The sequence below is a fragment of the Streptomyces sp. NPDC094147 genome (assembly GCF_044764265.1).
Classification (GTDB): Bacteria; Actinomycetota; Actinomycetes; order Streptomycetales; family Streptomycetaceae; genus Streptomyces.
This window is the reverse complement of sequence record NZ_JBIWHT010000008.1, coordinates 1-14,894: the sequence shown is the minus strand read 5'-3', so window position 1 is coordinate 14,894 and position 14,894 is coordinate 1. Positions and strand designations below refer to the sequence as shown.

Here is a 14,894-nt window from a genome sequence, read left to right as displayed (position 1 = left end):
CACGGCTCGTACTCCCGCGGCAGGGTCATGGCTGGTACTCCCGCAACGGTCCGGTGCCGAACGGGAACCAGGTGACGGACGCGTCGAAGTCGCCGTCCCCCTTCTGCACCACCTTCACCGTCGAGTTCCGCGGCACGGGAACCAGCAGGCTCGCCTCCTGGTTCTGATCGCCCCCTCGGGGGTCCCAGGACTGTGTCGCGAACTGCTGCGGTGACTGTCGTGCGTCCTTCGGCGTGACCGTGACGGTCAGGTAGGCCGGGTTCCCGGTCTCGGCGGTCTTGATGTAGCCGGTGATCACCCCGTCCGTGTCGGCGAAGTACGTGGACGTCTTGGACTGGGTGCCTCCGGCGATCTCCTGGACCGCTCCGAAGAGGCGGACGCTGCCGTTGGCGTCGAGACTGCCGACCACGAGGTCCGGCTCTCTGACGATCACGGCGGTGGTGAGACCGTAGGTCACGGGCGACCCACCGGCGTCCTTCGTCGACGCCAGCAGCATGAAGGCCGTGGCGGTGTGGAGCGGAGGAGAAGGCCAGGATCCGCTGCCGTCGACGATGAAGTCGTTGACGCGCACGGGCGGTTCGGTGCCGTAGTAGAGATCGTAGTCCGGGCCCGGCGAGCACTTCCAGGTCAGCGTCACGCACTCGCCGTTCTGGACGGAGACCCGGTCGGGCACGAAGTCCTCCAGCAGCGCGTCCGCAGGCGCCTTGGCCAGCAGCCTGCCGCCCGTGGCGTGTTCACGGCGCAGGGTGCCGGAGCCCGTCACCTCGCTGATGCCGAGCGTCGCGGTGCCGATGGTCCGGCCGACCTCGATGCCGTCGAGGGTGACCTCGAACTGTGCGCCGGGCTTGAGTTGGGCGCCGGGAGCGGTGGAGCGTACGGCGAAGACCCCGCCGCCCCGGTGCTCGGGCAGCCAGCCGGCGTCGTCGGTGCGGGCCGTGATCGCTTCCGGTACGGAGGTGAGCGCGTCGATGCCCGGCCCCGTCGGCACGGTGACCGTGATCCCCTCGCATGTCACGGGGTCGGGGCCCGGGTTGGTGACGGTGATCCGCACGGTGGCGTCCTGGCCGGCCCGCAGCGGGGCGGGGCTGGTGTGCACCGCATAGGAGAGAGCGGCGGTCATGAGGTGCTCCCGGAGGCCGGCGGGTTCTGGACGGGCGGCCTGCGACGCGCGGATTCATCGAACTCCCCCAGCGCGCCGGAGAGTTGGAGGAATCCGGTACGGGCCGCGGGTGCCGCGTCCGACAGGGCGAGGGCCGCATCGGGCTCCGCCAGCGGCAAGGTGGTCCAGCTCTCCGGACCCGTCGCCGTCAGGCGAGTGCCCACGGTGGGCTCGGCCCACGCCCAAGTACCGCGCCAGCCCGACGGGCCGGGCATGACCACGTGCTCGACGGGCGCGTCGCCCTCCTCCCCCGGCACCGCACGTGTCCCCGCGAGCAGCGGTCCCATCCGGAAGGACAGCTTGATCCGGGACAGGGGCTCGCGCACCCACGTCGGCGGGAGCAGCAGCCGCCCCACGGGCAGGATGTCGGTGACCGCGTGGACGGCGGCCCAGGGGTCGGCGAGGAGCGTCACCCAGGCCGCCTCGGCGTTCCCGGCACCGGCGGGCCCGGGAGCGGGCCGCGCCGGGATCGCGATCTCCTGGCCGTCGACGGGGACGGCGTACTGCGGCGAGGTGAGTTCGGCGACGCTGTGCAGACGCGTGTAGTCGGTATCGGCGTAGAACCCCGCCAGCCCGTCACCGAGCATGTCCGCCGCGCCCAGCCGGACGTTCCACAGGTAGTCGGTGAACTCCGGCGCCGGTGGGGCCACCACATCGCCCCAGGACGAGGACGTCATCGCAGGCCCGTCCAGCTCGAACCCCAGCCGGGCCCGCAGCAGTGCCAGCGGCCGGCCCGCCAGTGCGGCCAGGCTGTCGTCGTCCCCGCCGGGCGCGGTCGCCGACATGGCGGCGTCGACCACGGCCAGGAGTTCGGCGAAGGCGGGCGCTCCGCGCCGGGGATCCAGGAGTTCGGTGACGAAGCCGTGCAGATGAGGCAGGTCCGCGGCGAACTCCCGCTCGGACGGCGAACCGGCCTCGACGTCGGGGTAGGGCGAGCCGGGCAGCGGGGACCAGACGGCGATCTGCCGGTGCGCGGTGTCCAGTACGGTACGGATCTCGCCCAGCCCCCGGCCGTCCGGGGCGAGCACGAGCAGGGAGTTGCTGAGCCGGTTGGCCAGCAGCCAGCCGCAGAGCGGTGTCTGCCCGTCGGCCTCACCGGGGCCCGCGTCGACGTCGATGCGGTGCTGGTCGTCACGCGCCGAGACGAAGTCGAAGCGCAGCCGGGCGGGTTGGAGAATCCGCGGCGGCAGCTCGACCCAGCGATCCGGATCGTCGGGATGCACGGTGATGTCCGGCGTGACGCTGTCCGCGCGCTCCACCGGGTAGCGGCGCACGTTGTCCGTGCTGATGATCGCGAGGGACTGGCCGAACCGGTCGACCACCAGGAGTTCCTCGAAGGTGAACTGCCCCGCGCGGACCGGCCGGAACTCCCGGCCGTCGCCGGCCGAGCCCGGCCCCGGGTCGGGCACCTCGCTCAGCGATACCCGCGACTTGCTGGTGTCGGTCAGATCCCCGAGCGCGCCCACGGGAGCGATGTTGGTCGACGGGGAATGCTGGGCCAGCCAGTCGTTGGTGCCGTCGAGGCTCTGGGACAGCATGTCCCAGTCATCGGCCTGTTGGCGCAGTTCGAGCAGCTTCGCCACGGGTCCGCGCGGATGCGTCGCGGCGTGCTGCGCGAGACGGGCCCGGGTGTTGAACCCGGGCAGCGGGTTGAGCATGGCGCGCCCCGAGAGGGCGGTCGGGGCGGTCACGGCGTTGCTGCCCTTCCAGCGGTAACCGGTGCCGTCGAACTCCCAGTTGTCCTCGCCGGCGCTGCGGTACGGCGTCGGGTAGACGTTCGTCTTCCAGATGACGAACAGCGGCGACCAGGGCTGCCGCTCCCACGAGCGCGTCCAACGGGCAAGCGTGCCGGTGACGTTGGCGCCGGGATACTCCAGCGCCTCGTCCAGGGCGGTCTTGCCGGGCGCGCGGCCCGGGGTGACGGCGGCGCGGTCGAGGAGGTAGAACTCGCCGAGGAGAGCGGCCAGGAGAGCGGGTTCGGGCAGCCGGGTCAGATCCGGCCGGGGCAGCTCGGAAGGCGGCTCGACCATCTGCTCGCGGATGCGGACCGCGCTCACCGTCTCCGCGACGGTGCGGCACGAGAGGTCCTGTTCGTCGGTGAGCGGCCGGTCCAGCTTGGCGCCGCTGACGATGACCGTCGGGTCGGGGACGCGGTGGAACTCGGGCTCGGCGCACCGCTGGAGTTCGCGCCCCGGTGCGGGTTCGTGCCCGTACTCCGCCACGGCGTCCGCGAGTTCTTCGGCGGTGTCCCCCCAGGGGATGCGCGAGCGCAGCCCCCCGGGGCCGAAGATGTCCGTGAGCTTCTCCCGGACCTGCCCGGCGACGGACTTCTCCTCGTCCGGTCCCACCCAGTCCGGATCGAGCTGGTTGTCACACGCCGTATCCCACCCCTGGCCCGGTCGGCGCTCGCGCCCGCGCAGCCACCACAGCCCGTACAGCCGCTGCTGCAGGCTCGCCAACTCACGGCTCGCGTGGTCGTGTTCGGCCTGGGTGGCGTTGAGTTCGGCCAGCCACTGCCGCTCGTCGTCGATCTGCCGCGCGGTTCGCTGCGGCCAGGCGCCGTCGGCGGGGGCGGGCCGGTCGACGACGCGCCAGGTGTAGCCGCCGGGCTCGGCGCCGAACCAGGTCCGGTGAGTGGCCTGGTCGAGGGCGTGTTCCTCGTCCTCGTCGAGGACGTCCAGCAGGTCGTAGGTGAACGCCTCCCACAACAGGGCGGCTTCGGGGTCGTCCAGCGTGGCGGGGTGGAGGGCGGTCTCGGCGTCGGGGGCGATGTGCCCCACGGCGACGCGGGTTTCGTCCACGCCGGGCTTGCCGTTGCGCGGCGAGTCGCCGTCACGCTTCCAGAGGAGCCGCAGCGCGGTCCCCGCGTAGAACGAGCGGGCGGGGCGGAGCGCTTCGTCGGCCGTGGACCACCGGAAGGAGTCGAGCAGGGCGCGCACGTTCCCGCCCGGCGCGGTGGTCAGGATGTCCCACGTGGCCTCCGAGTACCAGCCGACGACGAGATAGCTGAGCAGGACCGGGCCGTCCACACCGGTCAGCGGGTCGCGGAAGGAGAAGACGTTCTCGTTGTACGGCTGGAACATCGCGAACGTCGGCAGGCCAGGCCCCACCGCGGTGAGGAACTGCCGGCGCCCCTCGGGCTCTTCCCAGGGGCGGCGGCCGAGGTCGTGTACGCGGCCGATCCACTCCGGCTCCAGGCCGTCCGCCCACGGGTCGAGGAAGGGCGTCTCGCCGTCGTCGCCGAGGCAGTCGCTGTCGACGATCCAGCCCGCCGCGGACGGCGTGTCGTCGGGCTGGTCGGCCGGGCGGCTGTAGCGGACGACGAGCCAACGGTTGGGGACGAACGGGAACTTCACCCGCCCGGCGGGACCGTCCTGCCGTCCGCGCCGCAGCGCGTCGGGGATCAGCCACTGGAGATGGATGCCGGGGTTCGGGTCGCTCGCGGCGGTGTCGTACGGGTCGGGCTCGGGCGGCTGCCGCTTGTCGAGCCGGTCGAATCTGGCGTGCCAGCGGTGGAATGTCTCGTTGCGCAGCACGCCGTCGTTGACCAGGAGCGCGTCCACCTGGACGGGGACGATCAGGGGTGGCTGAGAGCTCATCGTGCTCGTCCTCACTGTCTCTGTCGACGCTTTCGCGGTCGGCGCCTTCGCTGTCGGCCGGGTCACCGGCGGCCGGTCCGGCCCGGGGTGAAGGAGATGCGCTGCGGGGCGTTGACGAGCTCCACTGCCAGTGCGCCGGGCGTGAGGGTGTCGTCGGGGCCCAGTTCACCGGCCGCCCGCAGTGCGGCGGCCAGCGCGGGGACCAACGGGTCGTCACCGACGGCGAGTTGGAGGATCTCGGCCGTACCGGCATCGGTGGCGGCGCGCAGGAAGCGGGTGATGTTCCCCTCGCCCTCCGGCGGGAAGTACGCGCCGAGCGGGCACCCCACGGGTTCGGTGAGGCGGCGCAGGCGGATGCGCTCGATCTCGCGGGCGTCCTTGTCGATGCCGAAGTGGATGCCCTCGTGCGGCTCGCGGAAGACCACCTGGTCGGGCACGCCGTCGATCAGGCACAGCAGCAGGTCCTGGCCGATGATCACTCGGTCCACGATGTCCAGCGGCTCCGGCCGGTCCGCGCCCAGCGGCTCGACCACCACGTCGGGCCAGTTCCGCACCAGCGCCGACCGCATCAGGAGCCCGGACAGCGGAGTCGGCGGTTCGAGGATGTCGCGGACGAGGTCGTTGACCGCGGCGTCGAGCGAGGTTCCGATCCCGGTGCTGAGCACCCCGTCGCGCAGCGCCGCACACCACTGCGGGTCGACATGGAAGAAGCGCAGGCTCTCCGGGGGCTGCATGCGCGCGTCCGGCACCAGATGGTGCAGCGGGGTCGCGGCCAGCAGGGTCACCTGCGCGACGGCGCCCAGCAGCGGACCGAGGTCGTCGGCCAGCGCGTGCCGCAGCAATTCCCGCCGCGTGCCGTCGCGCAGTTGCTCATTCAGCCCCGCCATCGCCGGAGGCCGCGGCACGCCCCGGGCCCGGCGGCGCGGTACGGGCGCTGTGGCGCGGTCGGCGGGCGGCGCGGTGGCGGCCGCGTGGAGACGGCTGCCGAGCCCGTCACCGATCAGCTCATGGAACCGGTCGCGTGCCGGGTGGGCGCCCAACAGCGCGGCGGTGTCGGCACGTTCGCCCGTACGCGTGGCGCGCCTCAGCGCCCGCCCGAGGGTGCGCCGCGACCGCGAGCGGAAGGACGTCAGCGCGCTCGCCAGCGCGGAGTCGGACAGCGCGAGCGACCGGCCCAGGGTGAACGCGGCCGCGTAGCTGACGTCGAAGACCCCGGCGTCGTTGAGGTAGACCAGCGCCTCGTCGGCGTCCGCGTAGGCGGTGGGCTTCGGTACGTTCTGCGCCACGACCGGGGTGAACGGGCCGCGGTACCAGGCGAACGTCCGTTCTCCCGAGGGGAGTCCGTAGCTCACGGGCACGTAGCCGAGGCCGAGCCGTTCGGTGGCGGGGCCCGTGGCGGCTCCGGTCTGCGGCTGGGGGTTCAGGCGCAGACCGAGGCCGGCCGGGTCGTCGGCCATCCGCTGGATCAGCGCGTCGAAATGGCTGTCGGCATCGGGCACGGCCTCGAAGGACCAGGCCCGCAGGGACACCATCCGGACGAGAGACTGTGCGGGCCGCCGGCCGTCGAGGTGGTCGGCGAAGCCCTCCAGCGAGACCAGGTGCGCGGCGTACCGGCCGGCCGTGCGCGGGAAGCGGTTCGCCGTCACGACGGCGTAGTCACCGACCTCGAACTCCTCACCGTCCCGTCCCCGTACGCGAGCTGCCTGCAGGTCGCCGACCTTGCGGACGTGACACAGATAGGGCAGATCCGCGCGGCGGGGGACGAGCGCGGCGAACACGTCCGACGGTACGTCGACCGTGGCGCACTCGCTGTCGTGCAGCTCCGCGGGCACATCGCCGAGGCGGATACCGGGGACGAGAACACCGCTGTCGGAGGTGGAGAGGAGCTCACGAACCGTGCATGTGCCCACGTGTCCCTGGGACTTGGGATCCTCGGGCAGCTCCTCCTCCGCGAACAGGAGCAGGGCCAGCCAGGGCAGCCCGGGTGCCGAGGCCCCGGGAACGCGCTCCCACGGCAGGATCAGCCGGTTGAGGGTGATGTGCGGCAGTACGTACTCGAAGGCGCCGCTCGCCGCGGGCGCCGGGTGGACGGCGTGGACGAAGGACTCGTCGAGTGTGAACTGCGGTGCGCGGACGTCGAATTCCTGCTCGGCGGGCGGCAGGCTGTCGCTGCCCACCCCGGCGCCGGACACCTGGTGGTTGAGCGTCAGCCGGTAGCGGCCGGCCGGTGCGGGGGCCACGTGGTCGTCGTGGAAGTGGACGCTGAACCGGGGTTCGTCCTCGGGACAGTTGGTTCGTGCCGTGGATGTCATGTCTGCTGCCCTCGCGCGGCTAGATCGTCATCGGTTCGGCGGTGAACGTGCTGGCGGCGAGGGCGGCGAAGCCGTCCAGGCGGTCGTGCGTGGGCGGTTCGAGGCCGAGTGCGGAGAGTTCGGCGTGCAGTGCGTTCCGGGCGGCGACAGTGGTCGTCGCGATTCCGGTGGCGATGGCCGCGATGGTGGTGGGCGTCCCCGGCTGCCAGGGCCGGGGCACCGGTCCGGTGGGCCGATCGCCCGGGGTGATGGGCAGGGCGTCGCTGGGGTCGAGCGGCTCGAACCCGAGGGAGACGTCGGTCATTTCGCCGGGGGTCGGGCCGTCCACCGGTTTGGGTACGGTGACAGTGACCCCGATGAGCTGGCCGGTGACCAGCTGGTCCGTGGGATCGGGGTCGCCCCTGCCCCACAGGGCCTGGGGCACGTTGGTCCGCTCCGGGGTGAGCCGCCAGCGTTGCTCTTCCGGCAGAGACGGGGCGAAGGGGTCGAACGGGGCGCTGTTCAGGGTCACTTGCAGACTGTGCCGGGAGGACAGACCGGTGGCCTCCATGGGCCGGATGTCGAGTGTCTTGCCCTCGACCCGCCGCGATCCGGCCGTCGCCTCCGAGGCGGGCAGCGCGGTCGCGGTGGCGAAGGAGAACCCGTCGGCGGAGACCACCCACCGGTCGTCTCCGGCGGCCCGCCGACGTGCGCGGACGTCCTCGGTCTCGGGCAGGATCCCGGTCAGCGGCGTGATTCGCAGCATCTGATCGCGCGCGGGGAGTTGCTCCTGGAACTCGTTCCAGTTCACCGCTTCGGGCTTGCGGCCCGCGCTCGCCCCGAACGACACGTCGAAGTCGATGCACCACAGGTGCACGGTGGCGATGCCGCCGACGGGCGGCCCCCACAGATCGACGTCGACCCCGACCTCCCCGCGGACCGTGAACAGCCACAGGTCGACGGCGAACCCGATCCGTACCCCGATACCGAGCCGGAAGTAGAAGGGCTTCCACTGGATCAGCACGTCCAGCCGGGCCACCAGCCACGCGTCGACGATGCCCGAGTGGAACGACACCTCCAGTCGGCCACCGGCCATGAACGCCGACGGGGTCAGCGCGCAGTACGCCTCGCCGCGCACGGTCACGCAGTTGGAGATGCCCCACGTGTAGCCGAGCCGCGGCACCTCGGGATAGTGGCCGGGCCTGTCGAAGTCGCGGTGGTAGCCGCCGAGGCTGAACACGAAGTCGCCCTGATGGTCGCCGCTGAACCAGGTCCGGTACGCGAGTCCGCCCGTCAGCCGGCACTCGGGGTCGAGGACGTACGACTGCGGCGTGAGCTCCGCCGCCAGGGCGAGCATCCCGTCGGCGGAGGTGTACAGCGCCTGCATGGCGAGCTGGATCCGGGCGTAGGCCCGCCCGGAGACCGGGAACGAGGCGGTCGCAAGACCGAGCACGGCGACGGTGAAGTCGTCGCCGAACTCGACCAGGGCCAGCGCCTTGCCCTCCACCAGCTGGAAGACGGTGAAGTCGAGCCCGAGGGCGAACCACACCTGCCCCTGCGCGGGGCTCAGCCACGGCGGATTGCCGCCGGTCCCGACGAGCAGGTCGTCCAGCACGTCCAGCGGCGGGCGCTGCTCGCCTCCGCTGCCCAGTTCGGACACGAACGGGAAGGACGGCGTCTCACTCGGCGCGGGCAGACGTACGGAGCTGTTGTAGCCGAACCCGGCCGCGACTCCGCGCACTTGGAACGGGGGCGGGCCGATGCCGCGCCGTCCGCCCAGGGTGCCGTACAGGAACAGCGACGGATACCCGCCCTCCGCCCGTGCGTAGGCACCGAGCACCTTGACGCTCACCACCGGCACCTCGATCACGGCCATGCCGGCGAACAGCAGGTCGTACGGCTTCTGCTTCTCCTTGACGAGGAACGCGCCACCGATCCGCACCGGCGGCCGCTCGACGAGCAGCCCCAGCCCGCCGAGGGTGGGCCGGAAGTCCCAGCTGCCGTCCGCGAGCCGAATCTCGAAGCCGAGCCCGTTCACGCTCAGCTCCAGACCGCCGGAGTCGAGCGTCGCGTCGAGGGTGATGCGGGCCGTGCCGTCGGTGTAGGAGAGGGCGAGCTCGTGGATGCGGAGCGGGCCGAAGACGGCGTCGACGGGGATGCTGACCTCGGAAGGGAACACGTCTCCGGCCCGCCGGGCAACGGTCTGTTGCCGACGCCGCAGCGGATACACGAGGCTGTGGGTCTTGTCGACGATACCGAGGGTGGCGGTCACGGCCAGCGACCCTCCGACGGTCAAGTCCCGTCCAGGCAAGCCGAGTTCGACCGCGACCCCGGCCAGCAGCTCATTGAGCGCCGCGACCTTCTCGGCCTTGAGCGCAGTGGAGAGATGGAACGCCTGGAGCCCGGCGAACAGCAGATCCTCGTCCAGCGGAATCTGCGCGCCGATCGCGGGCAGATCGGCGATCCCCGCCTTGAACTCCCCCTGGAGCAGCACCGCGCGCAGCCGTGTTCCGGGGACCCCGGCAGCGGCTCGCTGCGGCAGGGAGGCGAAGGCCAGCTGCACGTGCCCGGTGCGGGCCGAGAGCACGAACGCCTTCTTCTGCTTGGCGTAGCTGAACACGACTTGATGGAGAACAGGAACGAGCGCGGGCGGCAGATCGGTGGGGGAAGTGCCGATGGCGTGGGCGACGTCGTTCCAGGAAATCCCTTCCGCCGAGGAGAAGTTGCCGGTGAGGACGCCGCCCTCGTAGGAGGCGGCGAACAGCATCTCCTTGGGTTTGCCGTCCGCGTCGGCGAACCTCAGCGCCAGCGACGCGGAGAGGTCCGCACCGGCGGACAGCACCAGGTGCAGGGCGAAGGGGTCTTCCTCCCCTGCGTCGTCCGCCGTCGCCGGAAGGGCGAAGTCGAGGGTCATCGCGTTCACGTAGTCGGTATTGCTGATGCCGAACGAGACGAGCACCGTGCACGGCCCGTCGGCCACCGTGAAGGAGAACGCGCCTTGCACGGTCAGTTCGTCCAGGTCGGGAACGGTGGTCCGGACCGTCAGATCCGCCGAGTCCAGCCAGGTCGCCAGCAGTGGGCCGACCCCCGGAAGATCGTTGAGCAGGTCGACGGGCAGCTCGAAATCCCCGCCCGGAACGGGGAACAGCCTGCGTAACTGTTGCAAGGAAAGGGCCATGAATTCCCCCCGGACGAGGGCCGTCGGCGCCGGACCCGGCACCGGGCGGCATCATGGCACGCACTGGGTGACCGACGTCTCACGTACGGTTCAACTCCCGGGCCCTGCGGCCGTTTTCCAGTCAGGGGGCAAATCGGCCTGCACTGCCATGAATGGTCCTGTTCCCCCTGGTGCGGGGACGGAGGGGCAGCCCAGGGGTCCCAGAACCCCGCCGGGCAAAGGAGCCGACATACGGCCGAATATGCGACACCGCATATGTAAGGCCACGAGCTGCCCGGCGGCGACGGCCGTCCTCATCGGACAGCGCGGCGGCTCTCTGCACCGAGCCGCAGATGCGACCCCGTCACGGATGTACGCAGCAAACCCCAACCCTTGGCCGGGGTGGCCTACGACCGCGGCACCCGCTGCCCCCAGACGCGCAGGGTCCGTACGGGGTCTGGCAACCTCAGGCCGCCTCAGCCGGCGAACCCCGGTACCACGAGGCCGGACTCGTACGCGATCACCACCGCGTGGGTCCGGTTCTGCGCGCCGAGTTTGGTCAGCACGTTCCCGACGTGCGTCTTCGCCGTCTCCAGGCTCACCGTGAGCGACTCGGCGATCTCCGGGTTGGACAGGCCGGTGGCCATCGACCGCAGCACCTCCTCCTCCCGCCCCGTCAACGCCGCCTTCGGCAGCGCCTCGGCGGAGCCCAGGGGGCGGGCGGCGACCATCTGGCGCAGCGCCGCCGGGAAGAGGATCGCCTCCCCCGCCGCCACCACCCGCACGGCCTCCGCGATCTGCCGGACCGGAAGCCGTTTGAGGACGAACCCGCTGGCCCCCGCGCTGAGCGCGGCGGTGACGTAGCCGTCGTTCTCGAAGGTGGTGATCACCACGACCTTCGGCGGTTCGGCCGACTCGGCAAGGACCTGCACCCTCGTGCGAAACAGACGAACGGCATCTCTTCTGGCCATCGGCACCGCGGCGACCGTCATCTCGGCGCTTGCACCCGCAACGGCCTTCGCCGCCTCCCGGACCACTGCGCCCAAGGACCCGCTGCGGCAGTACACGGAGCAGAAGCTCCGATGGCAGCGCTGCGACACGAAGAACCCCGCCACCTATCAGTGCGCGACTCTCAAGGTGCCGCTGGACTACAGCGACTACAGCCATCCCGGCAAGACGATCGACATCGCCATATCCCGGCTGAAGGCGAGCAGCGCACAGGAACGTCGCGGCGTTCTGCTGCTCAACCCCGGGGGCCCCGGCGGGCCGGGCCTGGACATGCCGGTCAGCCCGGTACCGCACCTCCCCGAGGAGGTGAAGAGACAGTACGACCTCATCGGGTTCGACCCGAGGGGCGTCGGGCAGAGCTCTCCCGTCAGCTGCGGGCTGACTGACGACGAACAGAATCCTGAACGCCCGTACAAGGCCGGGACATTCGCGAAGGATGTGGACTGGGCGCGTACGGTGGCCGCCAAGTGCCAGGCCAAGGCGGGCGACACGCTGCGGCACCTCACCACCCGCAACACCGCTCGCGACATGGACGTCATCCGTGCCGTGCTGGGCGAGAAGAAGATCTCCTACCTGGGGTACTCCTACGGCACCTACCTCGGCGCCGTCTACACACAGATGTTCCCCCGGCGGACCGACCGGTTCGTGCTGGACAGTGCCGTCGACCCCGCGCTGTACGGACGGGGGATGTTCCAGGCGATGGCGGCGGGGACCGAGCCCGCCTTCACGAGATGGAGCGAATGGACCGCCCGGCGGCACACGACGTACAACCTGGGCGATACCCCGGCCGAGGTCCGCGAGACCTTCTGGAGCCTGGTCACCCGGGCCGACCACACGCCCATCGACGTCGGCGGGGAACTCCTCACCGGTGACGCCATCCGCGCCGAGCGCGCCACGTTCTTCCGCGTTCAGCGCGCTGCCGCATGGGTTGCCGAGCTGAAGAAGGCGGCCGAGGGAAAGAAGCCGGCGCCGTCCGGCACGCCCGAGCAGGACCCGAGCCCCGTCCCGTCGGCGTCCGCCCGTGACGTTCCCCCGGACAACGACGCCGCGAGCGCCTGGGCCGTTCTCTGCGCCGACACCCGCACGTCGTGGCCGCGCGACCCCGGGCAGTACCGGCGCGACGCGATCCGCGACAAGGCGCGGTATCCGCTGTACGGCGATTTCGCGTCCGGCATCAAGCCGTGTGCCTTCTGGAAGCAGGGCAGCGAGCCCGCGACGACGGTGAACAACAAGGTCGGTGCGCTGATCCTGCAGAACCAATGGGACCCCGAAACGCCCCTGGCCGGGGCCCAAGGCATGCACCGGGCGCTGCACGGCTCCCGGATGGTCACCGTCGCCGGAGGCGAGGGGCACGGCGTCTACGGTGTCAGCAACTCCTGTGCGGACAAGAGCGCCACGGCCTATCTGACCACGGGCAGGCTCCCGGCCAAGGACCTCACCTGCCAGGCGCAGCACGTTTCATAGCCCGACACCCGGCTCCCCCGCTCCCCGGCGAGGGGTCAGGGGGTTGCCGTGGCCACGACGAAAACGACCGGCTTGTCAGGGTCCGTCTCATCCACGGTGATGTTCTGCGTCGGCAGCGGGTCCTTCTGGGCGTGGGTGGTGCCCGCCCAGTCGTGGCCCGCGGGGAAGGTCCAGCCGACCTTCTGGGCGTCCTCGGCGACGATCGTCACGTTGCCGGGCTTGAGCGCGGCCGTACTGGTGCCGGTGTCCTTCATGAACTCGGCGAGGCCCGCCGCGCTCGTCTTGAACTGGACGTACAGCTTGCTGACCTTCCAGCTGTTCGTCTCGTAGTAGGCGACGTAGATCGCGTCCGTCGGGACCGGCACGTCGTAGATGCGCCGCTGGGTCTTGGACGGCCAGTCGTGCTGGAGGCCGTGCGGCGAGGAAGCCGCCTCGCTGTCGCGGCCGCTGGTGCGGCTCTGCTCGGCGGAGATCGCCAGATAGCCCGCGGGCACGCCGATGAGCAACACGATGATCACCGCGGTGATCCAGCGCCGCCGGATCATCTGCCGCCGGGTCTCCGGGGGCTTCTCGTCCGGCGGCGAGGACTGGCGCGGCACTGCGGGGCGGTCGGATGGGGTCATCAGTCGGATTCCTGGGTGGTGCGGGTGGTGCCCGTCCTGCGGACGGCTTCGGCGGCCTTGGCGTACCGCTCGTACCGCTCGACGCGGCGGCGGTTGGCGCGGCGGAAGCGGCGGGCCACCAGCCGGGCGAGGTCGGCGGCGCCGACCATACCCGCCTCGGGGCCGAGCTGCGCCTTGGCGATCCTCGCCTCGGGGCGGTAGCCGCGGCCGGTGAGGTGGCGGCGGAAGGCGTCCCGCGCGGGCCCGATCAGCAGGTCGTCGGCGGCGCTGACGCCCCCGCCGATGACGAAGCAGGACGGGTCGAGCGCGGCGGCCAGATTGGCGATGCCGACGCCCAGCCACTGCCCGATGTCCTGGAGCAGTTCGACGCACATGGCGTCGCCCTCGCGGGCCAGTTCGGTGATGAGCGGCCCGGTGATCTCGGGGATGTTGCCGCCGACGCGTTCGATGATGTTGTACGCCACAGGGGAGTCGGCGGTGGCCAGTTCCCGGGCCTCGCGGACCAGGGCGTTGCCGGAGCTGTACTGCTCCCAGCAGCCGCGGTTGCCGCAGGCGCAGCGGTGTCCGCCGGGCACGACCTGCATGTGGCCGAACTCACCGGCGACCCCGTACTTGCCGCGCTTGACCTGCCCGTCCTCCAGGATCGCGCCGCCGATGCCGGTACCCAGCGTGATCATCACCAGGTGGTCCTCGCCGCGTCCGGCGCCGAAGCGCCATTCCGCCCAGGCGGCCGTGTTCGCGTCGTTGTCGACCATCACGGGGACCGCCAGGCGGGCCTGGAGGGCATCGCGCAGCGGCTCGTTGCGCCAGGCGAGGTGCGGGGCGAACAGGATGGTGCTGCGGTCGGCGTCGACCCAGCCGGCCGCGCCGATGCCGACGGCGTGCACGTCGTGCCGGTCGGAGAGGTCGAGGACGAGCTCGGTGATGGTGTCCTCGACGACCTTGGGGCTCTTGGACTTGTCCGGGGTCTCCGTGCGGAGCTTCTCCAGGATGTTGCCGTCCGCGTCCACGACGCCGGCCATGACCTTCGTCCCGCCGATGTCGATGCCGACGGTGGGGACCCGGGGGGCCGTGAGGTGTGAGCGGCGTTCCCGGGTGCCTACGGTGCGCAGCACGGTGGCACGGGCGGAACCCCGGTGGGCTAGGGCGAAGTCGCGGTACGTGGTCATCGAGCCCGATTCTGCCACCCCGCCGGAACGCGGACCTCGCGCGGAGGGGCCGCCCCGGTGGCCCGGGGCGGCCGGCTCACTCGCTGTCGGACGGGCCGCCGGGCTCGCCGGGCCCGGTGGCGCGCTGGAGTTCGTGGCTGAGTTCTTCGAGTTCGCTGCCGCCCGCCATCTGGCGGGTGAGTTCGTCCAGGGTGATGGCGGAGCGCAGATGGCTGCCGGTCATCGTGCCGCGCTTGAGGAGCACGAACCGGTCCCCGACGAGGTAGGCATGGTGCGGGTTGTGCGTGATGAGGACCACGCCCAGACCGGCGTCCCGGGCGGCCGCCACGTACTTGAGGACCACCCCGGACTGCTTCACCCCCAGCGCCGCGGTCGGCTCGTCCAGCACCAGCACCCTGGCCCCGAAGTACACCGCGCGGGCGAT

8 protein-coding genes and 1 pseudogene are annotated in these 14,894 nt (G+C 71.5%); 1 reads left to right on the top strand and 8 read right to left on the bottom strand.

Annotated elements, in window-relative coordinates; genetic code table 11:
* Window positions 1-25: 25 nt before the first annotated feature.
* From ACIQ8J_RS14780 to ACIQ8J_RS14760, 5 genes are all read right to left on the bottom strand, one after another.
* Window positions 26-1,120: a hypothetical protein gene (locus tag ACIQ8J_RS14780; RefSeq protein ID WP_403272346.1), complete on the bottom strand. Its 1,095-nt coding sequence runs from the start codon at window positions 1,118-1,120 to the stop codon at window positions 26-28.
* Window positions 1,117-4,758: a hypothetical protein gene (locus ACIQ8J_RS14775; RefSeq protein ID WP_403272347.1), complete on the bottom strand. Its 3,642-nt coding sequence runs from the start codon at window positions 4,756-4,758 to the stop codon at window positions 1,117-1,119. Before ACIQ8J_RS14775 ends, ACIQ8J_RS14780 begins: the two co-directional genes overlap by 4 nt.
* Before the next feature lie 62 nt (window positions 4,759-4,820).
* Complete coding sequence (locus tag ACIQ8J_RS14770; protein ID WP_403272348.1) at window positions 4,821-7,070, bottom strand: hypothetical protein; 2,250 nt, start codon at window positions 7,068-7,070, stop codon at window positions 4,821-4,823.
* Window positions 7,071-7,089: 19 nt separating this feature from the next.
* Window positions 7,090-10,227, bottom strand: a complete 3,138-nt coding sequence (locus ACIQ8J_RS14765) for a DUF6603 domain-containing protein (RefSeq protein WP_403272349.1) — start codon at window positions 10,225-10,227, stop codon at window positions 7,090-7,092.
* Window positions 10,228-10,682: 455 nt separating this feature from the next.
* Window positions 10,683-11,243, bottom strand: a complete 561-nt coding sequence (locus tag ACIQ8J_RS14760; RefSeq protein ID WP_403272350.1) for a DNA-binding response regulator — start codon at window positions 11,241-11,243, stop codon at window positions 10,683-10,685.
* On the opposite strand from ACIQ8J_RS14760, the gene ACIQ8J_RS14755 reads away from it, so the two are divergent.
* Entirely contained in the window at window positions 11,143-12,678 is a 1,536-nt protein-coding gene (locus ACIQ8J_RS14755; protein WP_403272351.1) for an alpha/beta hydrolase, read from the top strand. The two genes, ACIQ8J_RS14760 and ACIQ8J_RS14755, sit on opposite strands and share 101 nt — an antisense overlap.
* A gap of 35 nt (window positions 12,679-12,713) precedes the next feature.
* Here ACIQ8J_RS14755 and ACIQ8J_RS14750 read toward each other — a convergent pair whose 3' ends face one another.
* From ACIQ8J_RS14750 to ACIQ8J_RS14740, 3 genes and pseudogenes are all read right to left on the bottom strand, one after another.
* Window positions 12,714-13,301, bottom strand: coding sequence for a hypothetical protein (locus ACIQ8J_RS14750; protein WP_403272352.1), 588 nt, complete (start codon window positions 13,299-13,301; stop codon window positions 12,714-12,716).
* Complete coding sequence (locus tag ACIQ8J_RS14745) at window positions 13,301-14,470, bottom strand: ROK family glucokinase (protein WP_403272353.1); 1,170 nt, start codon at window positions 14,468-14,470, stop codon at window positions 13,301-13,303. Before ACIQ8J_RS14745 ends, ACIQ8J_RS14750 begins: the two co-directional genes overlap by 1 nt.
* A gap of 76 nt (window positions 14,471-14,546) precedes the next feature.
* Window positions 14,547-14,894, bottom strand: a pseudogene (locus tag ACIQ8J_RS14740) (sugar ABC transporter ATP-binding protein); the annotation flags it as partial.